The sequence below is a fragment of the Pseudomonas sp. PDM21 genome (assembly GCF_014852505.2).
GTDB lineage: Bacteria > Pseudomonadota > Gammaproteobacteria > Pseudomonadales > Pseudomonadaceae > Pseudomonas.
The window spans coordinates 3,206,863-3,231,936 of sequence record NZ_CM181223.1; the positions used below are offsets into that span (position 1 = coordinate 3,206,863).

At 66.2% G+C, this 25,074-nt stretch carries 24 protein-coding genes; 8 read left to right on the forward strand and 16 right to left on the reverse strand.

The genetic code is table 11. From position 1 onward, the window contains the following. Positions 1–63: 63 nt before the first annotated feature. From paaZ to paaF, 13 genes are all read right to left on the reverse strand, one after another. Positions 64–2,115 (reverse strand): phenylacetic acid degradation bifunctional protein PaaZ, encoded by a 2,052-nt coding sequence (paaZ, locus tag IB275_RS14875; RefSeq protein ID WP_192296156.1) that lies wholly within the window; start codon positions 2,113–2,115, stop codon positions 64–66. Between the two features lie 233 nt (positions 2,116–2,348). Continuing rightward, positions 2,349–3,425 carry a 1,2-phenylacetyl-CoA epoxidase subunit PaaE gene (gene paaE, locus IB275_RS14880; protein ID WP_192296155.1) on the reverse strand — a complete coding sequence of 359 codons (1,077 nt, stop codon included), beginning with the start codon at positions 3,423–3,425 and terminating at the stop codon, positions 2,349–2,351. Between the two features lie 25 nt (positions 3,426–3,450). After that, a complete protein-coding gene (gene paaD / locus IB275_RS14885) occupies positions 3,451–3,984 on the reverse strand; it encodes a 1,2-phenylacetyl-CoA epoxidase subunit PaaD (RefSeq protein ID WP_192296154.1) in 534 nt (177 codons plus the stop codon). After that, the gene (gene paaC / locus IB275_RS14890) at positions 3,971–4,732 is read right to left on the reverse strand and encodes a 1,2-phenylacetyl-CoA epoxidase subunit PaaC (RefSeq protein ID WP_192296153.1); all 762 of its coding nucleotides are present in this window, start codon (positions 4,730–4,732) and stop codon (positions 3,971–3,973) included. Before paaC ends, paaD begins: the two co-directional genes overlap by 14 nt. A 10-nt stretch (positions 4,733–4,742) precedes the next feature. Next, on the reverse strand, positions 4,743–5,024 hold the full coding sequence (gene paaB / locus IB275_RS14895; RefSeq protein ID WP_017520939.1) for a 1,2-phenylacetyl-CoA epoxidase subunit PaaB: 282 nt from the start codon (positions 5,022–5,024) through the stop codon (positions 4,743–4,745). 20 nt (positions 5,025–5,044) lie between these two features. Continuing rightward, positions 5,045–6,037, reverse strand: coding sequence for a 1,2-phenylacetyl-CoA epoxidase subunit PaaA (gene paaA / locus IB275_RS14900; RefSeq protein ID WP_138215576.1), 993 nt, complete (start codon positions 6,035–6,037; stop codon positions 5,045–5,047). 610 nt (positions 6,038–6,647) lie between these two features. Beyond that, on the reverse strand, positions 6,648–7,001 hold the full coding sequence (locus tag IB275_RS14905) for a DUF1428 domain-containing protein (protein ID WP_192296152.1): 354 nt from the start codon (positions 6,999–7,001) through the stop codon (positions 6,648–6,650). A gap of 189 nt (positions 7,002–7,190) precedes the next feature. Continuing rightward, a complete protein-coding gene (gene paaK, locus IB275_RS14910) occupies positions 7,191–8,510 on the reverse strand; it encodes a phenylacetate--CoA ligase PaaK (RefSeq protein ID WP_192296151.1) in 1,320 nt (439 codons plus the stop codon). A 174-nt stretch (positions 8,511–8,684) separates the two neighbouring features. Next, positions 8,685–9,890, reverse strand: coding sequence for a 3-oxoadipyl-CoA thiolase (gene pcaF, locus IB275_RS14915; RefSeq protein WP_192296203.1), 1,206 nt, complete (start codon positions 9,888–9,890; stop codon positions 8,685–8,687). Between the two features lie 5 nt (positions 9,891–9,895). Next, a complete protein-coding gene (paaI, locus tag IB275_RS14920; RefSeq protein WP_192296150.1) occupies positions 9,896–10,336 on the reverse strand; it encodes a hydroxyphenylacetyl-CoA thioesterase PaaI in 441 nt (146 codons plus the stop codon). Further along, a complete protein-coding gene (paaH, locus tag IB275_RS14925; RefSeq protein WP_192296149.1) occupies positions 10,329–11,852 on the reverse strand; it encodes a 3-hydroxyacyl-CoA dehydrogenase PaaH in 1,524 nt (507 codons plus the stop codon). The genes paaI and paaH overlap by 8 nt, the downstream gene beginning before the upstream one ends. A gap of 2 nt (positions 11,853–11,854) precedes the next feature. Next, entirely contained in the window at positions 11,855–12,646 is a 792-nt protein-coding gene (gene paaG / locus IB275_RS14930; protein WP_192296148.1) for a 2-(1,2-epoxy-1,2-dihydrophenyl)acetyl-CoA isomerase PaaG, read from the reverse strand. 51 nt (positions 12,647–12,697) lie between these two features. Continuing rightward, on the reverse strand, positions 12,698–13,471 hold the full coding sequence (gene paaF / locus IB275_RS14935; protein ID WP_192296147.1) for a 2,3-dehydroadipyl-CoA hydratase PaaF: 774 nt from the start codon (positions 13,469–13,471) through the stop codon (positions 12,698–12,700). Between the two features lie 376 nt (positions 13,472–13,847). On the opposite strand from paaF, the gene paaY reads away from it, so the two are divergent. The 5 genes from paaY (at position 13,848) to IB275_RS14960 (ending at position 18,870) form a co-directional block, all read left to right on the forward strand. Then, positions 13,848–14,459, forward strand: a complete 612-nt coding sequence (gene paaY, locus IB275_RS14940) for a phenylacetic acid degradation protein PaaY (protein WP_192296146.1) — start codon at positions 13,848–13,850, stop codon at positions 14,457–14,459. Between the two features lie 77 nt (positions 14,460–14,536). After that, complete coding sequence (paaX, locus tag IB275_RS14945; RefSeq protein ID WP_192210683.1) at positions 14,537–15,460, forward strand: phenylacetic acid degradation operon negative regulatory protein PaaX; 924 nt, start codon at positions 14,537–14,539, stop codon at positions 15,458–15,460. A 165-nt stretch (positions 15,461–15,625) separates the two neighbouring features. After that, positions 15,626–16,543 carry a transcriptional regulator FeaR gene (gene feaR / locus IB275_RS14950; RefSeq protein ID WP_192296145.1) on the forward strand — a complete coding sequence of 306 codons (918 nt, stop codon included), beginning with the start codon at positions 15,626–15,628 and terminating at the stop codon, positions 16,541–16,543. Positions 16,544–16,958: 415 nt separating this feature from the next. Further along, a complete protein-coding gene (locus tag IB275_RS14955) occupies positions 16,959–17,363 on the forward strand; it encodes a c-type cytochrome (protein WP_192296144.1) in 405 nt (134 codons plus the stop codon). 16 nt (positions 17,364–17,379) lie between these two features. Then, positions 17,380–18,870, forward strand: a complete 1,491-nt coding sequence (locus tag IB275_RS14960) for an aldehyde dehydrogenase family protein (protein WP_192296143.1) — start codon at positions 17,380–17,382, stop codon at positions 18,868–18,870. A gap of 327 nt (positions 18,871–19,197) precedes the next feature. Here IB275_RS14960 and fahA read toward each other — a convergent pair whose 3' ends face one another. Beyond that, entirely contained in the window at positions 19,198–20,502 is a 1,305-nt protein-coding gene (fahA, locus tag IB275_RS14965; RefSeq protein ID WP_192319103.1) for a fumarylacetoacetase, read from the reverse strand. A 1-nt stretch (position 20,503) separates the two neighbouring features. After that, positions 20,504–21,796, reverse strand: a complete 1,293-nt coding sequence (gene hmgA, locus IB275_RS14970; protein ID WP_192296141.1) for a homogentisate 1,2-dioxygenase — start codon at positions 21,794–21,796, stop codon at positions 20,504–20,506. Positions 21,797–21,895: 99 nt separating this feature from the next. Between hmgA and IB275_RS14975 the strand changes: the two genes are divergently transcribed. Then, on the forward strand, positions 21,896–22,627 hold the full coding sequence (locus IB275_RS14975; protein ID WP_192296140.1) for an IclR family transcriptional regulator: 732 nt from the start codon (positions 21,896–21,898) through the stop codon (positions 22,625–22,627). Between the two features lie 10 nt (positions 22,628–22,637). Here IB275_RS14975 and IB275_RS14980 read toward each other — a convergent pair whose 3' ends face one another. Further along, positions 22,638–23,531, reverse strand: coding sequence for a LysR family transcriptional regulator (locus IB275_RS14980; protein WP_192296139.1), 894 nt, complete (start codon positions 23,529–23,531; stop codon positions 22,638–22,640). A gap of 125 nt (positions 23,532–23,656) precedes the next feature. Between IB275_RS14980 and IB275_RS14985 the strand changes: the two genes are divergently transcribed. Beyond that, positions 23,657–24,355, forward strand: coding sequence for a CoA transferase subunit A (locus IB275_RS14985; protein ID WP_081519809.1), 699 nt, complete (start codon positions 23,657–23,659; stop codon positions 24,353–24,355). Positions 24,356–24,381: 26 nt separating this feature from the next. Further along, on the forward strand, positions 24,382–25,038 hold the full coding sequence (locus IB275_RS14990; RefSeq protein ID WP_138215588.1) for a CoA transferase subunit B: 657 nt from the start codon (positions 24,382–24,384) through the stop codon (positions 25,036–25,038). The last annotated feature ends 36 nt before the right edge of the window (positions 25,039–25,074 follow it).

Below are 25,074 nucleotides of genomic sequence, written 5' to 3' on the forward strand. Positions count from 1 at the left end.
ATGGGCGTGGCCCATCCCCTGGCTATTTCCCGTTGCGCCGAGCTGGTGCAGCGGTTCCCCGCATCACGAGCGCTTGAGCACCAGCGTGAGGATGTCGTAGCTGGCCACCAGCTCGCCGAGCTGGTTGGTGACTTCCACGTCCCAAGCCACCACGCCCTGCGGCTCGCCCTTGGGGCTCTTCTTGCCCTGGTCGATCTTGCGCTTGCAGGTCAGGCGCGCCTGGATGGTGTCGCCGATGCCCACCGGGTTGATGAAGCGCAGGGTGTCCAGGCCGTAGTTGGCCAGCACCGGGCCGACGCCGGGAGAGACGAACAGGCCGGCCGCCGCCGAAAGCACGAAGTAGCCATGGGCGATGCGCTTGCCGAACTGCGAGTCCTTCGCCGCCAGCTCGTCGAAGTGCATATAGAAATGGTCGCCTGACAGGCAGCCGAAGTTGACCAGGTCGGCTTCGGTGACGGTGCGGCGGTGGGTCAGCAGCGACTCGCCGATCTTCAGGTCGTCGAAGTAGCGGCGGAACGGGTGCACTTCGGTCTCGTAGACCTTGGCGCCACGCACGTATTCGCCGGTGACGGCCATCAGCATGGTCGGCGAGCCCTGTACCGCAGTGCGTTGCAGGTAGTGTTTCACCGCGCGCAGGCCGCCCAGTTCCTCACCGCCACCCGCACGACCCGGGCCACCGTGCTTGAGCACCGGCAGCGGCGAGCCGTGGCCGGTGGATTCGGCAGCGGACTCACGGTCGAGGATGTGCAGACGACCGTGCAGCGCGCCCATCGCTGGTACGACTTTCGCCGCCACCTGCGGATCACGGGTGATCAGGCTCGCCACCAGGCTGCCCTTGCCGCGGGCGGCGAGGGCGATGGCTTCGTCGATGTCGTCGTAGGCCATCAGGGTGCTCACCGGGCCGAAGGCCTCGATGTCGTGGGCGCCGCCTTCGGCGTGCGGGTCAAGGCTGCGCAGCAGGGTCGGGGCGAAGAACGCGCCTTCGCTGACACCGTCGCCACGCGGGGCGAAGCCATCCCTGGCGCCGAAGACCAGCTCGCTGGACTTCAGCAGTGCTTCGACGCGCTCGGCGACGTCGGACTGCTGGGCGTGGGAGGCCAGGGCGCCCATTTTCACGCCTTCCACCGATGGGTCACCGACCACGACCTTGGCCAGGCGCTCACGCAGACGCTCGGCCACGGCGTCGATGTGTTTGGCGGGGACGATGGCGCGGCGGATGGCGGTGCATTTCTGCCCGGCCTTGGCGGTCATCTCGCGGGCCACTTCCTTGACGAAGAGGTCGAACTCCTCGTCGTCCGGGGTGACGTCCGGGGCGAGGATGGCGCAGTTCAGCGAGTCGGCTTCGGCGTTGAACGGCACCGAGTTGCGGATCAGGTTGGGGTTCACGCGCAGCTTGGCGGCGGTGTCGGCGGAGCCGGTGAAGGTCACCACGTCTTGGCCTTGCAGGCGGTCCAGCAGGTCGCCGGTGCCGCCGATGATCAGCTGCAGGCTGCCAGCCGGCAGCAGGCCGGACTCATGCATTACGCGCACGGCGGCTTCGGTGATGTAGCTGGTGGCGGTGGCCGGTTTGACGATGCATGGCATGCCGGCGAGGAAGCTCGGCGCGAACTTTTCCAGCATCCCCCAGATGGGGAAGTTAAAAGCATTGATGTGCACGGCGATGCCGCCGCGCGGCACCAGGATGTGGCTGCCGGCGAACTTGCCGGTCTTGCCCAGCGGGATCGCCGGGCCTTCGTGGACGACGTTGCCCGACGGCAGCTCGCGGCCGCCGACGCCGGCGTAGGCGAACAGGGTGCCGGCGCCGCCTTCGATGTCGATCCAGCTGTCGGCGCGGGTGGCGCCGCTGTGGCGGGAAATCTCGTAGAGCTGTTCCTTGCGTTCGGTCAGGTACAGCGCCAGGGCCTTCAGGCGCTGGGCGCGCTGCTGGAAGTCCATGGACATCAGTTCTTTCAGGCCCTGCTCGCGGGCATGGGCGACGGCTTCAGCAAAGTCCAGCGCCTCTTCGTGGGTGCGCGCGACGGTCTGGCCGTTGAGCGCACTTCGCAGCGCCTGGGCGCCGTGCTGGCCGACCCAGCGGCCGCCGATGAAACTTTGCAGGATTGGCTCTTGGGCCATGGTTGTCTTCCTCCGGATCGCTACGCAAGGGTGCCGGCTGGTGCCGGTGACCACCGCGCCGGGTGGGCGTTGGCGGTGCATTCTTCATATGAAGAGCAAGGTGGCGGGACGAGCCGCCGGATAAGGTCCGCCAGGGTCCTTGTGGGGTGCTGGCGGTGGAGCATTCGGAGCACGACGCTCCCAGTAGGAGCGGGCCATGGGGCGCTCCTACAGGTTGAGTCCGCAGCTACGGCTCAGAGCTGATCGAAATCCAGCACCACGCTGTCGCTGATCGGATACGCCTGGCAGCTCAGCACGTAGCCTGCCGCCACTTCGTAGTCCTCCAGGGCGAAGTTGCTGTCCATTTCCACTTCGCCGGAGACCACCTTGCACTTGCAGGTCGAGCACACGCCGGCCTTGCAGGAGTAGGGCAGTTCGGCGCCGTGTTCGTTGCCGGCGTCGAGCACGCTGACGCTGTTGCGGGCCAGCTCGAAGGACAGCTCGCGGCCATCGCTGATCACGGTGATCTGGCTCTTCGCGCTGTCGATCGCGGCGGCGGCCTGGCGGGCCTCGCGCTTGCTTTCGCTGCCAGCGGCGGCGAACAGTTCGAAGTGGATGCGCTCGGCCGGCATGCCGTTGCCCTTGAGCTGGTCGCGCACGGTCTCGGTCATCGCCTGCGGGCCGCAGATGAAGGCGGCGTCGAGGCTCTTCACGTCGAGCCAGCGGCTGAACAGCTGGCCGCACTTGTCGGCGTCGATACGGCCGTTGTAGAGGTCCACGTCCTGCTGTTCGCGGCTGAACACGAAGATCAGGTTGAGGCGTTGCAGGTAGCGGTTCTTCAGGTCTTCGAGCTGCTCGCGGAACATCGCGGCGTTGCTCGAGCGGTTGCCGTAGAGCAGGGTGACGCGGCTGTTCGGCTCGGTTTCCAGGGTGGTCTTGACGATCGACAGGATCGGCGTGATGCCGCTGCCGGCGGCGACCGCCAGGTAGTCGCCGCGGCGCGCCGGGTCGAGCTGGACGTTGAAATGGCCGGCTGGCGGCATGACTTCCAGGCTGGCGCCGACCTTCAGTACTTCGTTGGCATAGGCGGAGAAACGCCCGCCCGGCACGCGCTTGATCGCCACGCGCAGTTCACCGTCATTGACGCCGCTGCAGATGGAGTAGGAGCGGCGCACTTCCTCGCCGTCGAGCTGGGTGCGCATGACCAGGTGCTGGCCGTGCTGGAAGCGGAAGCTGTCGGTCAGGTCCGCCGGGACGTCGAAGGCGATGGACACGGCGTCGCGGGTTTCCGCGCGCACTTCCTTGATTTTCAGGCTGTGGAACTTGCTCATTGTTCTTCTCCGGCGGCGGCGCCGCTCAGATGCACTTGAAGTAGTCGAACGGTTCGCGGCAGTCGACGCAGCGGTACAGCGCCTTGCAGGCGGTCGAGCCGAACTCGCTGAGCAGCTCGGTGTGCGCGCTGCCGCACTGCGGGCAGCAGACTTCCGGGCTTTCGCCGAGCAGGCTGCGCTTGCTGGTGCTGCCGGCCGGCGGGGCGATGCCGTAGACGCGCAGGGCCTCGCGGCCGCTGTCGCTGATCCAGTCAGTGGTCCAGGCCGGGTTCAGCCGGCGCTCCAGTTGTGGCGCGGCGAAGCCGGCGTGCTCCAGGGCGTGCTGGATGTCCTGCTCGATCACCTCGGTGGCCGGGCAGCCGGAGTAGGTCGGGGTGACCACCACGTGAAGGTGCCCGTCCTGCCAGTCGAGCCCGCGCACGATGCCCAGCTCGACGACGCTGACCACCGGCACTTCCGGGTCCATCACCGCGCCGAGCACGTTCCAGGCATGGCTGAGGTCTTCAGCGGAGCCTGCGCGTGCGCCACGGTCGCTGGTAATCAGCTCACCAGGTCGCATCGGGGTAGGCCCGCTGAAGGAACTGCATCTCGGCCAGGAGGATGCCCAGGTGCTCGGTATGCACACCGCGACGACCGCTGAGGTAGAAGTTCACCGCAGGTTCAGGCAGCGGCAGGGTGGCGGCGGCGAAGATGTCGGCGACCTTGGCCTTCCACGCGGCGGCGAGTTCTTCCGGGTTCGGCGCGACGCCTTCGGCGAACAGGCGCTGCTCGATCTCGTCGGCATTGCAGAGTTCGACGGTGAAGCGCCATACCTGCGGGATAGCCGCGAGCATGCGCGTATGGCTCTGCTCGGTGCCGTCGCCCAGGCGCTGCATCCACTCGCCGGAGCGGCGCAGGTGGTAGGTGACTTCCTTCAGACCCTTGGCGGCGATGGCGGCGATGCGCTCGTCGCTGGAGGCGCTCAGGGCGTGCAGCACGTGGAAGTGCCAGGCGTCATAGAGGAACTGCTTGGTGATGGTCACGGCGAAGTCGCCGTTGGGCTGCTCCACCAGCAGCAGGTTGCGGAAGGCGCGCTCGTCGCGGCGGAAGGCCAGGGCGTCGGCGTCGCGGCCGTCGTCCAGCAGTTCCACGGCGTACTCGTACCAGTTGCGCGCCTGGCCCACGAGGTCGAGGCCGACGTTCATCAGTGCCAGTTCTTCTTCCAGCGCCGGGGCGTGGCCGCACCATTCGCACAGGCGCTGGCCCTGGATCAGGGCGCTGTCGGCGAGGCGCAGCAGGTATTCGATCTTGTCGTTATGTGGATTCATGCACGCGACCTCACATGTGGCCGACTTCGGGCGGCAGCTCGTAGAAGCTGGCGTGGCGGTACACCTTGTCCTGCGACGGATCGAACAGCGGGTCCTTCTCGTCGGGGGAGGAGGCGGTGATCAGCGCGGAGGGCACGACCCACAGGCTCACGCCCTCGTTGCGGCGGGTGTACAGCTCGCGGGCGTTCTCGATGGCCATGGCGGCGTCGGCGGCGTGGACGCTGCCAACGTGCTTGTGGTTCAGGCCGTGCTTGCTGCGCACGAACACTTCAAAAAGGGTCCACTCGGACATGACTTCTCTCTCCTCGCGGCTCAGGCGGCGTCGCGTTTCTGTTGTTGTTTGCGGGCGTAGGCGACCGCGGCTTCGCGGACCCAGGCGCCGTCTTCGATGGCCTTGCGGCGGGTGGCGACGCGCTCGGTGTTGCACGGGCCGTTGCCCTTGAGCACTTCGTAGAATTCTTCCCACTGGATGTCGCCGAAGTCGTAGTGACCGCGCTCCTCGTTCCACTTCAGGTCCGGGTCCGGGGCGGTGCAGCCGAGCAGCTCCAGCTGCGGCACGGTCTGGTCAACGAAGCGCTGGCGCAGCTCGTCGTTGCTTTGGCGCTTGATCTTCCAGGCCATGGACTGGGCGCTGTTGGGTGAGTCGGCGTCGCTCGGGCCGAACATCATCAGGGCCGGCCACCAGAGGCGGTTGATGGCGTCCTGGACCATGTCCTTCTGCGCTTGGTTGCCGTGGCGCATCATGGTCAGGAGGATTTCGTAACCCTGGCGCTGGTGGAAGCTCTCTTCCTTGCAGATGCGGATCATCGCGCGGGAGTAGGGGCCGTAGGAGGTGCGCTGCAGCACGACCTGATTGACGATGGCGGCGCCGTCCACCAGCCAGCCCACCGCGCCCATGTCAGCCCAGTTCAGCGTCGGGTAGTTGAAGATGCTCGAGTACTTGGCCTTGCCCGAATGCAGCTTGGCGATCTCCGCGTCGCGGTCGGCGCCCAGGGTTTCCATGGCGCTGTAGAGGTAGAGGCCATGGCCGGCCTCGTCTTGGATCTTCGCCATCAGCTGCAGCTTGCGCTTCAAGGTTGGTGCGCGGGTCACCCAGTTGCCCTCGGGCAGCATGCCGACGATCTCGGAGTGGGCGTGCTGGGAAATCTGCCGGATCAGCGTCTGGCGGTAGGCGTCGGGCATCCAGTTCTTCGCCTCGATCTTTACCTCGGCATCGATCTTTTCCTGGAAGGCGCGTTCCTCGGGGGACATCTCCTCCAGCGCCTTGATGCGCTTCACGCCGGTCTCAACCAGTTGTGCGTACATGCTGTGTCTCCAGCCTTTTGTCTTGTTCGTGGGACGGCCTTGGCCATGGCTGTATTTTTAAATGATACAGAAATGAATGTCTAACACTAAATGATGTGTCGTAATTGGTTTTGGTATCGCTTTGATGGATTTCCCGGAGGTTCTGCGGGCGATAAGAGACGCATTTGTCGGTATTTACTCCGATAAATGTCGTAATTGTGCGGGTAATGATCTGGAGCTTGCTGCGTTCTGTCGCGGTGCGTTGATGCCCTGGGGATGGAGCTATAAGGCGACGAAGTGATACGTAAATCTATTCTTTTCGTGAAGAAGTTCTGTGTCGCGCTGAGGGCTTGAAGGGCGGCGTTGCGGCTTGGCGACGGCCTTGCCGGCGGATCGCGGGCGTGGCCCGCTACTACCGGATAGATCTGTGCTCGGATCGGCCCTCACCCTAACCCTCTCCCGGAGGGAGAGGGGACCGTTCGGTGCCGGATGAAACCACAGCGTCAGCCGGCACGATTTGCTCCCTCTCCCTGAGGGAGAGGGCTGGGGTGAGGGGGAAAGCACAAACACGGAACTACCAGGGAAAGACAGTTGCTCCTACAGGTGGGGTCGTCTGCAGGAGCGGGGTGGGTCAGGCTTGGACTATCACGTCGAAGCCGCCGAAGATCATGCGCTGGCCGTCGAAGGGCATATCGCTGAATTCGGTCTTCATCCGTGGGTCTTCCATGAACTGCTTCATGCCCGCGTCACGCACCTCCTTGCTCGGCCAGGTGATCCAGGAGAACACCACGGTTTCGTCCTCCTTGAGCTTCACCGCCATGGGGAAGGAGGTCACCTTGCCCTCGGGCACGTCGTTGCCCCAGCACTCCACGACGCCGAGCGCGCCGTACTCCCGGAACATGGCCGCCGCCTTGCGCGCCACCTTTATGTAGTGTTCGCGCTTGGCGGTGGGTACCGGTACGAGGAAGCCATCGACATAGTTCATCGTTCATCTCCTGCGGGTGGGCGGACGGCCGGATGCCGCCTGCTTTTGAGGAATAGTCGAAGGACGAGATTGAAGATCGACAGGGGCGGGTGGTGGGGCGACGGGCGGTCTTCGCCGCGCGAGGGGGGGGATGTGGGAGCGCGCAATGAAAAGCCCCGCCGAAGCGGGGCTGTCCGATCATGCCGGCACTCAGCCCTTGGGCCGGTTGTCGTACACGTGGCAGGCCTTGCCTTCAGAGCGCTTGAGGCTATGCGAAGGCTGCACCAGCACGCGGGCGCTGACGCCGATATGGGTCTTGATCTGCTTGCCCAGTTCGCTGCCGATGGCCTTCTGCTCGTCTGCCGACAGGCCCTGCAGGTCGTGGCGCAACTCGACGTGGATATCGATGCAGTCGAGGTTGCCGTTGCGGTGCAGATGGATCTCGTAGCACTCGGCGAGCTGCTTGACCTTCAGCACCTGCTCCTCGACCTGGGTCGGGAAGACGTTGACGCCGCGGATGATCAGCATGTCGTCGCTGCGCCCGGTGATCTTGTCGATGCGCCGCATCGGTCGCGCGGTGCCCGGCAGCAGGCGGGTCAGGTCGCGGGTGCGGTAGCGGATCATCGGCAGCGCTTCCTTGGACAGCGAGGTGAACACCAGCTCACCGTATTCACCGTCGGGCAGCACGGCGCCGGTCGCCGGGTCGATGATCTCGGGGTAGAAGTGGTCCTCCCAGACGGTCGGGCCGTCCTTGGTCTCGGCGCACTCCATGGCAACACCCGGGCCCATGATTTCCGAGAGGCCGTAGATGTCCAGGGCGGTGATGCCCATGCGCTCCTCGACCGCGCGGCGCAGCTCGGCGGTCCAGGGTTCGGCGCCGAAGATGCCCAGCCGCAGCTTGAGGCTGTGCGGGTCGACGCCCTGGCGCTCGATCTCATCGGCGATGTTGAGCATGTAGGACGGGGTGACCATGATGATGTCCGGCTGGAAGTCGCGGATCAGCTGGACCTGCTTTTCGGTCTGGCCGCCGGACATCGGGATCACGGTGCAGCCCAGGCGCTCGGCGCCGTAGTGCGCACCCAGGCCGCCGGTGAACAGGCCGTAGCCGTAGGACACATGCACCTTGTCCCCCTTGCGGCCGCCGGCGGCGCGGATGGAGCGGGCGACCACGTTGGCCCAGGTGTCGATGTCGTTCTGCGTGTAGCCGACCACGGTGGGTTTGCCGGTGGTGCCGCTGGAGGCGTGGAGGCGCACGATCTCGTTCTGCGGCACGGCGAACATGCCGTAGGGGTAGTTGTCGCGCAGGTCGTTCTTGCCGGTGAAGGGGAACTTGGCGAGATCGTCCAGGGAGGTCAGGTCGTCCGGGTGTACACCGGCTTCGGCGAAGCGCTTCTGGTAAAGCGGGACGTTGTCGTGGGCATGCTTGAGGCTCCAGCGCAGGCGCTCCAGCTGGTGCTGGCGCAGCTCGTCGACACTGGCGGTTTCCATCGGGTCAAGCAGGGCACGTTCGGCATCATGGTACATGTTCATGGGTTCACTCGATTTGTTCTTGTACGCCAGCCCTGGTGAGGGCTGCGAGTGTCATGGGAGCAGCATAGCGCCCCCGTTCGCGGAAGGATTCGAACCCCTGCCAGAGGCTTTGCTCTGCCTGCCAGTCGCTGCACGGAGGCGACTGGCGGTGCGGGGTTCGATCCCGCCGATGGATCAGATTCGCTCGATGATCAGGGCAATGCCCTGGCCGACGCCGATGCACATGGTGCACAGCGCGTAGCGGCCGCCGCGTTCCTCCAGCTCATGCAGGGCGGTGGTGACCAGGCGCGCGCCGCTCATGCCCAGCGGATGGCCGAGGGCGATGGCGCCGCCGTTGGGGTTTACTCGTGCGTCGTCGTCCGCCAGGCCCAGCTCGCGAAGGACCGCTAGGCCCTGGGCGGCGAAGGCTTCGTTCAGCTCGATCACGTCCATGTCGTTCAGCGAGAGGCCGGCCAGTTCCAGCACCTTACGGGTCGCCGGTACCGGGCCGATGCCCATGATCCGCGGCTCGACGCCAGCGGTGGCCATGGCCACCACGCGGGCGCGGGCCTTCAGGCCGTGGCGTGCGGCGGCAGCCGGGGTCGCCATCAGCAGGGCGCAGGCGCCGTCGTTGACGCCTGAGGCGTTGCCGGCGGTGACGCTGCCGTTTTCTCGGAACGGCGTGCCGAGCTTGGCCAATTGCTCCAGGGTGGTGTCGCCGCGCGGGTGTTCATCCTGCTCGACGACCTTGGCCGGGCCTTTGCGCTGCGGGATTTCCACCGGGACGATTTCCTTCGCCAGGCGGCCATTGGCCTGGGCGGCGGCGGCCTTGTGCTGGCTGCGCAGGGCGAAGGCATCCTGGTCGGCGCGGCTGATGTTGAACTGCTCGGCGACGTTCTCTGCCGTCTCGGGCATGGAGTCGATGCCGAACTGCTGCTTCATCAGTTTGTTGACGAAGCGCCAGCCGATGGTGGTGTCGAAGATTTCCGCGCTGCGGCCGAAAGCCTGCTCGGACTTGCCCATCACGAACGGCGCGCGGGACATGGATTCCACGCCGCCGGCCAGCATCAGGCCGGCTTCATTGCAGCGCAGGGCGCGCGCGGCGCTGCCCACCGCATCGAGCCCCGAGCCGCACAGACGGTTGAGCGTGGTGCCAGGCACGCTCACCGGCAGGCCGGCCAGCAGCGAGGCCATGTGAGCGACGTTGCGGTTGTCTTCGCCGGCCTGGTTGGCGCAGCCGAAGATCACGTCGTCGATGGCGCTCCAGTCCAGCTCCGGGTGACGCTGCATCAGGGCCTTCATCGGGATCGCCGCGAGGTCGTCGGCGCGCACGCCGGACAGGGCGCCGGCGTAGCGGCCGATGGGCGTGCGCACGGCGTCGATGATCAGGGCGTCGGTCATATCGCTCATTCGGAGGTCTCCTGCGCCAGCACGGTGCCGCGCACTTTGTAGGATTTGCCGTGGAACAGGGCGATCAGCTGGCCCTGGGAATTCTCGATGCGCACGTCGTAGTTGCCGGTGCGGCCGCTGCGGCTCTGCTCGAAGGCGCTGGCGATCAGCTCGTCGCCTTCGCGGGCTGGTGCCACGTAATCGATGCTGCAGCCAATGGCGACGGTGGCGTCGTTGTAGCTGTTGCAGGCGAAAGCGAAGGCCGAGTCGGCGAGGGCGAACAGGTAGCCGCCGTGGCAGGTGCCGTGGCCCTGGATCATGTCCTCGCGCACCCGCATCGACAGCCTGGCGCTGCCCGGGCCGGCATCCAGCAACTGGATGCCCATGCGGCGGGTGGCCTGGTCGCGCTCGTACATGGCTTCCGCGCAGTCGCGGGCCAGCTGGGTGGCGTCAGTCATGGAAACTTCTTCCTTCAGCGTTCAGGCGGCGCAGCAGCAGGGACGGGCGATAACGGTCCTCGCCGTAGGCGGCCTGCAGGTTGTCCAGCACGCGCAGCACGTTACCGATGCCGATCTGCGCGGCCCAGGCTAGCGGGCCCTGCGGGTAGTTCACCCCGGCACGCATGGCGAGGTCGATATCGCTGGCGCTGCCCACGCCTTGCAGCACCGCGTCGGCGCCTTCGTTGGCGAGCATGGCGACGGTGCGCAGCACGGCGAGGCCGGGTGTATCGCTCAGGCGGCTGGCGACGATGCCGGCCTTGGCGAGCAGGGCGACGACCTGATCCAGTGCTGCGGGCGTGGTGTCTGCCGAGGCGGAAACGCCCAGTCGCGCAGCCTTGCTGTAGTCCAGGGCGAGGTCGATCAGCACCAGGTTGCGCAGGCCGTCTTCCCCGGCGCGTTGGCTGGCGAGGCGGCCGTCGGACAGCGCCACGACTGCGTCGCCCACACGCAGCAGGCCGCTGCCGGCGCGCTGGGTGATCGCAATGCCGGCGTCTTCCAGGCGCTGCGCCAGCGGTTGGGCGACGCCCAGGTCGCCTTCCAGTACGCAGGAAGGGACGCTGGCGCTGCTGCTCAGACTCACCGGCTGCGGGCGCTCGGCGCCTTCGGCGTAGTCGTAGAAGCCCCGGCCACTCTTGCGGCCGAGGCGGCCGGCGTCCACCAGCTCCTTCTGGATCAGCGAGGGCTGGAAGCGGAAGTCGCCGTAGTAGGCGGCGAACACCGAGCAGGTGACGGCGTAGTTGATGTCATGGCCGATCAGGTCGGTCAGCTCGAAGGCGCCCATGCGGAAGCCGCCAGCGTCGCGCATCAATGCGTCCAGCGTGGCGCAGTCGGCGGCGCCCTCCTGCAGCAGGCGCAGGCTTTCGGCATAGAAGGGGCGCGCCACGCGGTTGACGATGAAGCCCGGTGTGGATTGGGTGTGAACCGGCTTCTTGCCCCAGGCCAGCGAGGTGGCATACAGGCTGTCAGCCAGCGCTGGATCGGTGGCGAGGCCGGAGACGATCTCCACCAGCGCCATCAGCGGTGCCGGGTTGAAGAAGTGCATGCCGACCACTTGCTGCGGGCGCTTGAGGCCGGCAGCCAGGCTGGTGATGGACAGCGAAGAGGTGTTGCTGGCGAGGATGCAGTCCTCGGGGCAAAGCGCTTCCAACTGCAGGAACAGGTCGCGCTTGACCTCCAGGTTTTCGACGATGGCCTCGATCACCAGCTTTGAATCGGCCAGCGCCTCGATGGCTTCCACCGGTTGCAGGCGCGCGACGATGGCGGCGCGTTCCTCGGCGGCCAATTTGCCTTTCTCCACCAGGCGACCGAGCTGGCGGTCGATGCCATCAATGGCCTGGGCGGCGGCGCCGGGGCGGTTGTCATAGAGCTTCACCGGGTGGCCGGCTTGCGCGGCGACCTGGGCGATACCCGCGCCCATGGCGCCGGCGCCGATCACCGCGACTTTCGCGTCTTTATTCAAAGCAACAGCGCTCATGCTCAACGGCCCTTGAAGCTGGGGGTGCGTTTTTCCATGAAGGCAGACACACCCTCGCGGTAGTCCTCGCTGCGGCCGGCGAGACGCTGCAGGTCGCGTTCCAGCTCCAGTTGCTCGTCGAAGCTGTTGTTCAGGCTGGCGTTCAGGCTGCGTTTGATCAGCGCCAGGCCGTAGGTCGGCTGGGTAGCCAGGTGGCGAGCGAGCCTGAGGGCTTCCTCGCGCAGGCTGGCGTCATCCACCACCTGGTAGATCAGGCCCCATTGCTCGGCCTGTTCGGCGGTCAGGCGATTGCCCAGCAGGGCGAGCGCCTTGGCGCGGGCCATGCCGACCAGACGCGGCAACGTCCAGGTGCCGCCGGAATCGGGGATCAGGCCGATCTTGCAGAAGGCCTGGATGAAGCTGGCGGAGCGCGCCGCCAGCACCAGGTCGCAGGCCAGCGGGATGTTCGCGCCGGCACCGGCGGCCACGCCGTTGACGGCGCAGATGACTGGCAGCGGCAGGTCGCGCAGGGTGCGGATCAGCGGGTTGTAGAACTGTTCGATGGACTGGCCGAGGTCCGGCACTTCCGCGCCGGGAGCGACGTTGCGGTCGGACAGGTCCTGCCCTGCGCAGAAGCCGCGGCCTTCGCCGGTCAGCAGCAGGACGCGGGCATCCGGGGTCTGCCGGACCTGCTTGAGCGCCTCGCGCACTTCGCCATGCATGGCGGCGTTGAAGCTGTTGAGCTGCTCCGGGCGGTTCAGGCTGAGGAGGGCGACGCCGTCCTCGATGGAAAACAGGATGTGCTCGAAGTTCATGGGCGTGCTCGCTCCATCAAAGGGCAGACAATGGGCAGAAAGGGGTGGCGCTCAGCGACCTTCGTAGGCCGGCTGGCGTTTTTCCTGGAAGGCGCGGATGCCTTCGTCGCGGTCGGCGGTGCCAGCCAGCAGGGTGAAGGCGTGACGTTCGAAGCGCAGACCGCTGGCCAGGTCGGTGTCTTGCGCCTTGAGCAGCGCTTCCTTGGCCAGGCGCACGGCCAGCGGTGCCTTGGCGGCGATGCTGCGGGCGATCTGCAGGGCGCGCTCCACGGTGAATTCGGGTTGGGTGACTTCGCTGACCAGGCCGGCGCGCTGGGCGTGGCGGGCGTCGATGGCTTCGCCGGTGAGTACCATCTGCATCGCCAGCGGCTTGCCCACGGCGCGCAGCAGGCGTTGGGTGCCGCCGGCTCCGGGCATGATGCCGAGGTTGATTTCCGGCTGGCCGAAGCGGGCGTCTTCGCCGGCAACGAGGATGTCGGCGTGCATCGCCAGCTCGCAGCCGCCGCCCAGGGCGAAGCCGTTGACGGCGGCGATCAGTGGCTTGGAGAAGGCGGCGATGCGCTGCCAGTAGCCGACGCGCGGGTCATTGAGGATGCCGACCAGGTCGCGCTCGGCCATTTCCTTGATATCGGCGCCGGCGGCGAAGGCCTTGCGGCTGCCGGTCAGCACCACGGCGCGGGTTTCGCTGTCCTGCTCGGCGGCGTCGAGTTCGGCGGCCAGTTCGCCGAGCAGTTCGGTGTTCAGTGCGTTGAGCGCCTCGGGGCGCTGCAGGGTGATCAGGCGAACGCCCGCTTCAGGCATCTGAACGTCAAGGGTGCGAGGCATGACATCGTCCTCAGGCTGCACGCACGGCTTCGTGGCCGGCTGTATTGGAATTATGGGAGGCAGGCGTTGCCCGTCTCCGGCCTTCTCGCAGTATAGGCCTAAAGCGATACGGAAAAACAACTACAAAAGTTTAATCGCGTGTCTAAAGTATTTCTGTCGGTGCCGCCGAGTGGGCAGGCGGGTGGCTGGTGAATGCCTTTAATGCAGCGTGTTTACTGGTTTTGAAAGCCTTTTCGTTGTCCTGCAAACGTCATCCGGAAGTGATACGTCAGATTTAGATTGGAGGTACTTGTCTTGATGTGATACAAAACTTGCAAAAGAACAGATCGCTTTGTGCGGTGATGCCGTAACGCCGGCTGCGCCGCAGGAGAACCCGATGCCCTGCTACAGCCTTGAAGGCGTGCGCCCGGTCGTTCATCCGACCGCCTATGTCCATCCCACCGCCGTGCTGATCGGCGACGTCATCGTCGGCCCCGGCTGCTATGTCGGCCCGCTGGCGGCGTTGCGCGGCGACTTCGGGCGGATCGTCCTCGAAGAGGGCGCGAACCTTCAGGACACCTGCGTCATGCACGGGTTCCCGGACAGCGACACCGTCGTCGAGCGCAACGGCCACATCGGCCATGGCGCGGTGTTGCACGGCTGCCGTATCGGCGAGGATGCCCTGGTGGGGATGAATGCCGTGGTGATGGATTACGCGCAGATCGGCGCGCGCTCCATCGTTTCGGCCGCCGCCTTCGTCAAGGCCAAGTTCGATTGCCCGCCGCAAAGCCTGGTGATGGGCGCGCCGGCCAGCGTCAAGCGCAGCCTGAGCGACGAAGAGATCGCCTGGAAGCGCCGCGGCACCGAGGAATACCAGGCGCTGGCCAGGCGCTGCATCGAAAGCCTGGTGGAATGCCAGCCGCTGGCGGAAATAGAGGAAGCGCGTCCGCGCCTGGGGGATTCCGGTTTCCGGCCCAAGGCCGAGGCAGGGGTAGGGAAGGGCGCATGAGTACTGGGGTTCGCTCCAATGGCCAGGCGGTGCGGCGGGCAGGTATAGTCGCCGCTCCTTCGACTGCGCAACGTGCCATGACCGCTCTAGCACCGCTGAATCAGCTGATCAATCGCTTCCAGGAGCAGACGCCGATCCGCGCCAGCTCGCTGATCATCACCCTCTATGGCGATGCCATCGAACCCCACGGCGGCACCGTCTGGCTGGGCAGCCTGATCAATCTGCTGGAACCCTTCGGTATCAACGAGCGGCTGATCCGGACCTCGATCTTCCGCCTGACCAAGGAAGACTGGCTGACTGCCGAGAAGGTCGGCCGGCGCAGCTACTACAGCCTGACCGGCACCGGCCGGCGGCGTTTCGAGAAGGCCTTCAAGCGCGTCTACAGCTCCAGCCTGCCGGCCTGGGATGGTTCCTGGACCCTGGTGATGCTCTCGCAGATCGCCGCCGACAAGCGCAAGCAGGTGCGCGAGGAGCTGGAATGGCAAGGCTTCGGCGCGCTCTCGCCGACCGTCATGGCCTGCCCGCGGGCCGACCGCAGCGATGTCATGGCGACCCTGCAGGACCTCGACGTGGCCGATGACTGCATCGTCTTCGAAACCCGCGCCCAGGACGTGCTGGCCTCCCGCGCCATGCGCATGCAGGTGCGCGAGAGCTGGAAGATCGACGAACTCGGTGAGCACTACAGCGAATTCATCCAGCTGTTCCGCCCGCTCTGGCAAGCGCTGCGCGAGCAGGACCAGCTGCGTCCGGAAGACTGCTTCCTGGCGCGCACCCTGTTGATCCACGAATACCGCCGGCTGCTCCTGCGTGACCCACAACTGCCCGACGAACTGCTGCCGGGGGATTGGGAAGGGCGCGCGGCGCGGCAGCTGTGCCGCAACATCTACCGACTGATCCACGCCAAGGCCGAAGACTGGCTGAACCGCAACCTGGAGACCGCCGACGGCCCGCTACCGGACGTCGGCGAGAGCTTCTACAAGCGCTTCGGCGGATTGAACTGACTGGAGTTGGCGTGAAAAATGCCTCTCGCTTTGCAACGCTGCGGTTGCAGGGCGGGGACAGCGCGGTGCGACTTTCGTTATAGAAGGCGGCCGCGAACGATGACGACAGGCCCTGGAGGCCGTCGCTGAATAACAACAAACAATGCGTGTGAGGCTTTGCAGGTCATGAATTCTTCATCGACATTGAGGGATGACGCTTTCGAGGCGTGGCTGGGACAGGTCAACCGGGCGTGCGGTCGTTTCGATGCGCGCACCCTCGGCCCCCAGTTCCATGGACGGTTGCGCGAATACCAGGGCGGTGCGATCAAGCTTTCCGTGGTCGACATGGCCCAGGTGCACCTGTACCGGACCAGCAAGGAAGTCGGCACCAGCGCCGGCGGGCACTATTACGCGGTGTTCCAGCTCGAAGGGCGCTCGCGCCTGGAGCAGGGCGACAACCGCGTGGAACTGTCGCGCGGCGACATCAGCCTGATCGACGCCAGCCGGCCCAGTGACATGACCTACCTGGATGAATCCCGGCAGCTCTCGCTGATCCTGCCGCGCCAGGTGATCGAGCGTGGCTTGCGCATGTCTGAAGTGACCTGCGCGTCGAAGATCCCGGCCAGCTCGCCGATCGCCGTGCTCGCCAACCGCCTGATCGTCGAGACCAGCCAGCAGGAAAGCCTCGGCATGCTGGAGAGCGAAGCGACCCTGGATGCCCTGGTGACGCTGCTGCGCCCTGCGCTGGCCAGCCAGGACGCCGAGCAGGACAACCACGAGCGCATGTTCCGCAAGGCCACGGCCTTCATCGACCAGCACATCGGCGCCGAAGAACTCTGCCCCGAGCTGATCGCCCGTGAGGTGGGCATCTCGGTGCGCGGCCTGTACCGCATGTTTGCCAAGAAAGGCCTGGTGGTGGCGCAGTACATCAAGAACCGCCGCCTGGACTTCTGCGCCGAGACCCTGCGCAACGCCCAGTTCGAGCAGAAGCTGTCGGCGCTCGGTTATGCCTGGGGCTTCTCCGATTCGAGCTACTTCTCCACGGCCTTCAAGGGCCGCTTCGGGGTGTCGCCGGGCGAGTATCGCAAGCGCTACGCGAATTGACTCGGGTGGTGGACGGCGATACCCGGCGGTCTTGTGCCGCCTATTGATGGGTATCGCTACGCTCCACGCCATCCTACGTAAACGCCCGCTTGCACCACCGTCCCCCGACTGAACCCTTGTAGGATGGGTGGAGCGCAGCGATACCCATGCTGCCTGTTGCCGGCTCCTACGCCAGGCGGGTTCGCGAGCAAGCTCGCTCCTACAGGCCCCTGGTTACGCAGCAGCCGCTCTTCGTAGGAGCGAGCTTGCTCGCGAACGCTTTCCCGCCATGACCCTCGTCAGCTGAGCGCCATCCTGGCACTCCCGCCAACACGTCTGGCACAGAGGAAAAGACCCTCCCCGACGCCGCTGGCAACAATCACCTTCGATGACGCGCGCCATCCGGCCGCAAGCTGTACTCGAAGGTGATTTCCCGATGTCCCGCAACAAGCTCCGACTCCGCGCCCTCGGCCTGCTGCTGGCCGGCGCGCTGCTGCAACCGGTCCTGGCGTTCGCCGGTGACTGCCCGGCCAGCGACGCCCAGAAGGGCGAAACCGTCTTCGCCCGTGACTGCTCGATCTGCCACACCGCCAAGGCCGACGGCCCCGGCATGATGGGCCCCAACCTGCATGGCGTAGTCGGCCGCATGGCCGGATCACTCGCCGGCTTCAGCTATTCCCAGGCGATGAAAGGTAAGGGCGCGGCCTGGTCGCGTGACAACCTCGACGCCTTCGTCAGCCAGCCCCAGGCCGCCGTGCCCGGAACCTACATGCCCTTCGCAGGCCTGGCCGATGCGGCCGAGCGGCGGGCACTCACCTGCTGGCTGAGCCAGCAGCACTGATCAATCAGGAGAGACCATGAACGTCACACAGACCCTGCCTCAGGTCACTGCCTTCCTGGCACGCAAGCATGGCTGCTTCATCGACGGCGCCTGGGTGGTGCCCGAGGGCGCCCGCACCGACGTGCTGAACCCGGCCACCGGCGAGGCGATCTCCAGCGTTGCCGATATCGATACCGATCTGCTCGACCGCGCCGTGAAATCTGCCCAGGCGGCCTACAAGTCCCGCGTCTGGGCTGACCTGCGCCCGGCCGACCGCGAGCGCATCCTGCTGCGCTTCGCCGACCTGGTGGAAGCCAACGGCGAGGAACTGGCCCAGCTGGAAACCCTCAGCCAGGGCAAGTCGATCAACATCTCGCGGATGCTGGATGTCGGCGCCACCGTCGAATTCATGCGCTACATGGCCGGCTGGGCGACCAAGATCGAAGGCCAGTCGCTGAACGTCTCTATCCCGCTGCCGCCCGGCGCCAAGTTCACCGCCTACACCCGCCGCGAGCCGCTGGGCGTGGTGGCCGGCATCGTGCCGTGGAACTTCCCGCTGATGATCGCCGTGTGGAAGCTGATCCCGGCGCTCGCCACCGGCAACAGCGTGGTGATCAAGCCCGCTTCGGAAACCCCGCTGACCGCCCTGCGCCTGGCCGAACTGGCCTTTGAGGCCGGTGTGCCGGCCGGTGTGTTCAACCTGGTGACCGGCGACGGCCCGCGCATCGGTGGCGGCCTGGCCAGCCACAAGCTGGTCAACAAGGTCTCCTTCACTGGCTCCACCGCAGTAGGTCGCAGCGTCGGCCTGGCCGCCGTGCAGAACATGACCCGCTTCGCCCTGGAACTGGGCGGCAAGAACCCGATGATCGTCCTCGCCGACGCCAACATCGACAACGCGGTGCAAGGCGCGCTGCTCGGCGGCCTGCTGAACAACGGCCAGGTCTGCGCCGCGGCTTCGCGCTTCTACGTGCACCGTTCGCGCTACGACGAGTTCGTCGAAAAGCTGGCCGCCGCCGTGGCCGGCATGAGCCTGGGCGAGGGCATGGACCCGACTGCGCAGATCAACCCGCTGGTGTCCGCCAAGCAGCAGCGCAGCGTACTCGACCACATTGCCCGTGCCGGCGAGCAGGGCGCGCGCATCGTCTGTGGTGGCGAGCAGGTTGGTGGAAGTGGTTTCTACGTGCAGCCCACCGTGCTGGCCGACGTGACCATGCAGATGGCCGTGGCCCGCGACGAAGTATTCGGCCCGGTGCTGGCGGTCCTGCCGTTCGACGAGGACGAGCAGGCCATCGCGATGGCCAACGACAGCGAGTACGGCCTGGGCGCGAGCCTGTGGACCAACGACCTGTCGAAGGCGATGAACATGGTCCCGCGCATCGAGTCCGGCACTGTGTGGGTCAACGCTCACGTGCTGCTCGACCCGAGCATGCCTTTCGGCGGCGTCAAGCAGTCGGGCATGGGCCGCGAGTTCGGCCGCGCCGTGGTCGAGGCCTATACCGAGATCAAGTCGGTGTGCATCGCGCACTGATTGATAGTGAGAGCAACACCCTCGTTTAGCAGCGGGCCTTCGGGCCCGTTTTTTTGCGCAGGATTTTTTTGGGGGGGAACCTGTAGGAGCGAGCTTGCTCGCGAACCGCCCAGCCACAGCGGAACAGGGAGTGGCGATCGGTAGGATGGTGTGTAGCGCAGCGATACCCATCAAATCCCTGCTCCATCAGCATGGGTATCGCTGCGCTCCACCCATCCTACGCAGAGCGCGATGAAGCGTAGGGCGCATAACCTGGAACAGGTTATCCGCCAGCTGCACGGCGGATAACGCTGGCGCGTTATGCGTCCTACGGACTGAGCGATGGCGTCAGTGGGCCGGCAGAATCCGCCCACGGCACTCGCCGAAGCCGATGGAGGCATGGCCCTCGCGGCGGCAGCGGGCGCGCAGAATGATCTCGTCGCCGTCCTCGAGGAAGCGCCGCTCCTCGCCATTGGCCAGCACCACCGGCTGTTTGCCACCGCCAGTGAGCTCCAGCAGGCTGCCGAAGCTGTCCGGGGTTTCCCCGGAGAGGGTGCCGGAGCCGAACAGGTCGCCCGCCTGGAGGCGGCAGCCGTTGACGCTGTGGTGCGCCACCATCTGCGCGACGGTCCAGTACATGTTCAGCGTGTTGCTCAGGGCGATGCGCTCCGGGGCCTGGTGTTCGCGGCGCATGCGCGCGGTGTGCAGCAGGACTTCCAGCTCTATATCCAGTGCGCCGCGCTGCTGGTCGCCTTCGTCGTAAAGGTACGGCAGCGGCTGCGGGTCGCCTTCCGGGCGGGCCGGCTGGGCGACGCGGAAAGGCTCCAGCGCCTCGGCGGTGACCACCCAGGGCGACACCGTGGTGGCGAAGCTTTTCGACAGGAACGGCCCCAGCGGCTGGTATTCCCAGGCCTGCATGTCACGCGCGGACCAGTCGTTGAGCAGGCAGAAGCCGGCGATATGCCCGGAGGCGGCATTGATCGGGATGGCCTTGCCCTGGTCATTGCCCTGGCCGATCCAGATGCCCAGCTCCAGCTCCAGGTCCATCCGCGCGCAGGGGCCGAACACCGGCACGTCGAGGCCGGCGGGCAGGGTCTGGCCGTTGGGGCGGCGCACCTCGGTGCCGGACGGCACGATGGTGGACGCGCGGCCGTGGTAGCCGATGGGCACGTACTTGTAGTTGGGCAACAGCGGGTTGTCCGGACGGAACAGCTTGCCAACGTTCTGCGCGTGGTGGATGCCGACGTAGAAGTCGGTGTAGTCGCCCACCTTGGCCGGCAGGTGCATGCGGCACGCAGCCTGCGGCTTGAGCAGCGCGGCGCCCAGGTGCTCCATGCGCTTCTGTTCGCCGCTGCCTTCGCTGAGCAAATGGATCAGCGCGTCGCGCAGGGTGCGGCGCGCCGTAGGGCCTGCGGCGAAGAAGGCGTTCAGGCTGTCGCCGCTGGCGACCAGCGCGGCCTGGTGCGCGGCGCCGTGGAAGAGTCCGCTCTCGCAGGCGGTCTTCAGGTCGAAGATGTAGTCGCCGATGGCGACGCCGCCACGGGGCGAGTCGCCCGGCGGGCTGAACACGCCCAGCGGCAGGTTCTGCAGGGGGAAGTCCGGGTGGCCGTTGGCCGATTCGATCCAGCTTTGTGCGTTGTGGGCGGCGCTCATGTTACTGCTCCTGGGAAGGGTCGAAGGTCTTCTGCATGCCGCTCCAGCAGCTGTCGTAGTCACGCTGCAACTGCGGGCAGTCGAGGGCGAAGCGGCTGGGGCGCAGCACGCGGCCGGTCTCGAACATGAAGGCCATGGTCTTGTCGATCTTGTGGGGTTTGAGGTTGGCGGCAATCGCCTGCACGGTGGTGGCGTTGTCCGGGCCGTGGGCGCTCATGCAGTTGTGCAGTGAGGCGCCGCCGGGGACGAAACCGTCAGCCTTGGCGTCGTACACGCCCTGGATCAGGCCCATGAATTCGTTCATCAGGTTGCGGTGGAACCATGGCGGACGGAAGGTGCTTTCGGCCACCATCCAGCGCGGCGGGAAGATCACGAAATCCATGTTGGCCATGCCGTGGGTATCGCTGGGCGAGGTCAGTACGGTGAAGATGGAAGGGTCCGGGTGGTCGTAGCTGATCGAGCCGATGGTGTTGAAGCGGCGCAGATCGTATTTATACGGCACGTTGTTGCCGTGCCAGGCGACCACGTCCAGCGGCGAGTGGTCGAGCTGGGTGGCCCAGAGTTCGCCGAGGAACTTCTGCACCAGTTGCACCGGGCCTTCCACGTCCTCGTAGTGCGCCACCGGGGCAAGGAAGTCGCGGGCGTTGGCCAGGCCATTGCTGCCGATGGGGCCGAGGTCGGGCAGGCGCAGCGCGGCGCCGTGGTTTTCCGCTACATAGCCGGCGGCCCCGGCTTCCAGCAGTTCGACGCGAAGGCGCATGCCACGGGGGATCACGGCGATCTCCAGCGGCTCCAGCTCCAGCACGCCCAGCTCGGTGACCAGGCGCAGGCGGCCGGCCTGGGGCACGATCAGCAGCTCGCCGTCGGCATTGAAGAACACCCGGCGCATGGAGATGTTGGCGCGGTAGGCGTACAGGCTGACGCCGCTGCAGGCCTCGGCTTCGGCGTTGGCGGCCATGCATAGCAGGCCGTCGACGAAGTCGGTAGGCTCCTCGGGCGTCGCGAAGCTGTTCCAGCGCAGGCGGTTGGGCGTGACGGGGCCGAGGGCGGTGCCGGTGATCTGCCGCTCCAGGCGCTCGAAGCGCGGGTGCGCGGCGGACGGCCGGATGCGGTACATCCAGGTGCGCCGGGCCTCACTGCGCGGGACGGTGAAGGCGGTGCCGGAGAACTGCTCGGCGTAGAGCCCCAGCGGCACCTGCTGCGGCGAGTTCATGCCTACGGGCAGGGCGCCCGGCAGGGCCTCGCTGGCGAATTCGTTGCCGAACCCGGATTGGTAGGCAGGAGAGGCGGTCATGGTGGTTTCACTCTTTTTATCGTAATTGAATTATGATTAACGTAATTTCGTGACGGCGGGCCGTCAAGTCCGTCTGGGAGTTCCTTTAAGTTGAAGACCATGAACGACGCAGAAGACTCCGTCCCGACGAAGGGCGCAAAGGTGCAATCCGCCGAGGTGGGCACGCAGATCCTCAAGGCCCTGGCGGACCTTGCGCCGAGCACTTCGCTCAAGCATCTGGGCGAGTACCTGGACATGCCGGCGGCCAAGGTCCACCGCTATCTGCAGGCGCTGATCGCCAGCGGCTTCGCCGAGCAAGACCCGCTGACCAACCATTACGGCCTGGGACGCGAGGCGTTGTACGTCGGCCTGGCGGCGATCCGCCGGTTGGACGTGGTGAAGGTTGCGAGCCCGGTGCTGGCCGAGTTGCGCGATGTGCTGGGGCAGACCTGCTTCCTCGCCATCTGGGGCAGCCACGGGCCGACCGTTGTACAGGTTGAGCCGGCCCAGGGCATGGTCACGCTGGTGACCCAGGTCGGCTCGGTGCTGCCGCTGCACGGTTCGTCCACCGGGCTCGTATTCGCGGCCTACAAGGATGGGCTGGAGGAGGGCGCTGATTTGGCGGTGCTGGAGGGCATTCGCAGTGAGGGCCTGCATGCCATCCACGGCCTGCTGATGCCGGGGGTGAATGCGCTGTCGGTGCCGCTGTTCAAGACCGGCCGCGAACTGGCCGGGGTGATTACCGTGGTCGGTTCGCAGGCGAGCTTTGCCGCCGAAGCTCATGGCGAGGCGGCGCGGACCCTGCTGGAGATGGCGCGGGAGGTCAGTTTGCGGATGGGCGGAGAGGTTTGACGGCGCGCTGTCACTCCTGCTCCATCCCCGCCCAGTCCGTCCCGTTCACCAGCACATCGCCCAGCGCCTGCGCGGCACTGGAAAGCTTGTGCTCCGCCAGGCAGAACAGCCCCACCCGGCGCTCGATGCGCGGTTCGTCGAGCGCCACGCAACGCGCGCCCAGCTCTTCCATCTGCTGCCGGCACAGGCGCGGCACGGCGCTGACGCCCAGCCCTTCGGCCACCATCCGGCCCACCGTGACTAACTGGTGGCTTTCGAACGCCACCGGCAGTCGCCCCTGCAACTGCTCTTCGAGCAGCAGACGCACGGCCGATGGACGTTGCAGGGTAATGAAATGGTCTGCCAGCAACTGCTCCCAGGTGATCCGGGATTCGTTTGCCAGCGCTGAGTCCGCGGGCAGCACGGCAACGAAACGGTCGGTGTAGAAAGGCGTGAAAGTCAGCCCGTCGAGGCTGTCCGGCTCCAGGGCGATGCCCAGCTCCACCCGATGGTTGCGCACCATCTCCAGCACCTGCTCGTTGATCACGTCGTGTACCGCCACGTTCACCTTCGGGTGGCGGTCGCGAAAGGTGCGCAGCACGGCGGGCAGCAGGTTGCCGGCGAAGGAGGGCATGGCGGCGATGGAGACCCTGCCCAGCTGCAGGGTGAAGTGCTGGTGCATCACTTCCTCGGCGTTGTCCCAGTCCGCCAGCAGCCGGCGCGCCAGGGGCAGCAGCGTTTCGCCCTCCGGTGTGAGCGCCACGCTGCGGGTAGTACGCACCAGCAACTGGCCGCCCAGGGACTCTTCCAGGCTCTTGATCGCCAGGCTCAGCGCCGGCTGCGACAGGTGCAAGCGCTCGCAGGCCTGGGCGAAGCTCAGGCTCTGGGCGACGGCGAGGAAGGCGCGCAGTTGCTTCACAGTCATATTGATAAGCAAACCATATCAATCAATTGGAAAAACAAACTTAACAAATCAGTCGCTGCCGGTGAAGCTGCAGACGCTCTCTGACCGATGGGTCGGACATTCCAAATACAAGAGGCAGCAGCAACATGGCAGGACTCGACAAGCGTGTAGGCAGTTACGAGGAAGCCCTTGCCGGGCTCACCGACGACATGACGGTACTGGCGGGCGGCTTCGGCATCTGCGGCATCCCGGAAAACCTCATCGCGCACATCCGCAAGCTGGGCGTGAAGGGCCTGACCGTGGTCTCCAACAACTGTGGCATCGACGGCTTCGGCCTCGGCGTGCTGCTGGAGGACCGCCAGATCCGCAAGATGATCGCGTCCTACGTTGGCGAGAACGCGCTGTTCGAGCAGCAGCTGCTGTCCGGTGAGCTGGAGGTCGAACTGACCCCGCAGGGCACCCTGGCGGAAAAACTCCGTGCTGGCGGCGCCGGCATCCCGGCCTTCTTCACCGCCACCGGCTACGGCACCCCGGTCGCCGACGGCAAGGAAGTGCGCGAGTTCGACGGCCGCCACTACGTGATGGAGCGCGCCATCACCGGCGACTTCGCCATCGTCAAGGGCTGGAAGGCCGACCACTATGGCAACGTCATCTACCGCCACACCGCGCAGAACTTCAATCCGGTAGTCGCCACCGCAGGCCGCATCACGGTCGTCGAGGTGGAGGAGATCGTCGAGCCGGGTGAACTGGACCCGACCCAGATCCACACCCCCGGCATCTACGTCGACCGCATCATCCAAGGCACCTTCGAGAAGCGCATCGAGAAGCGCACCGTTCGTTCCTGAGCCCACCGGACAAGAGAGACAAGAAGATGGCATTGACCCGCGAACAGATGGCTCAGCGCGTGGCGCGCGAGCTGCAGGACGGCTTCTACGTGAACCTGGGCATCGGCATCCCGACCTTGGTCGCCAACTACGTGCCCGAGGGCATGGAAGTGATGCTGCAATCGGAGAACGGCCTGCTCGGCATGGGCGCGTTCCCCACCGAAGACACGGTCGACGCCGACATGATCAACGCCGGCAAGCAGACCGTGACCGCCGTGAAGGGCGCGTCGATTTTCTCCTCTGCCGAATCTTTCGCGATGATCCGTGGCGGTCACGTCGACCTCACCGTGCTCGGTGCCTTCGAGGTGGACGTGCAGGGCAACATCGCCTCCTGGATGATCCCCGGCAAGCTGGTGAAGGGCATGGGCGGCGCCATGGACCTGGTGGCCGGCGCGGACAACATCATCGTGACCATGACCCACGCCTCCAAGGACGGCGAGTCCAAGCTGCTCGACCGCTGCTCGCTGCCGCTGACCGGCGCCGGCTGCATCCGCAAGGTACTGACCGACCTGGCCTACCTGGAAATCGAGAACGGTGCCTTCATCCTGCGCGAGACCGCGCCGGGAGTGACTGTCGAAGAGATCGCCGAGAAGACCGCCGGCCGCCTCATTGTGCCGGACGATGTGAAGGAAATGACCTTCTGATCCCCTGTGTAGGAGCGGGCCATGCCCGCGATTCGC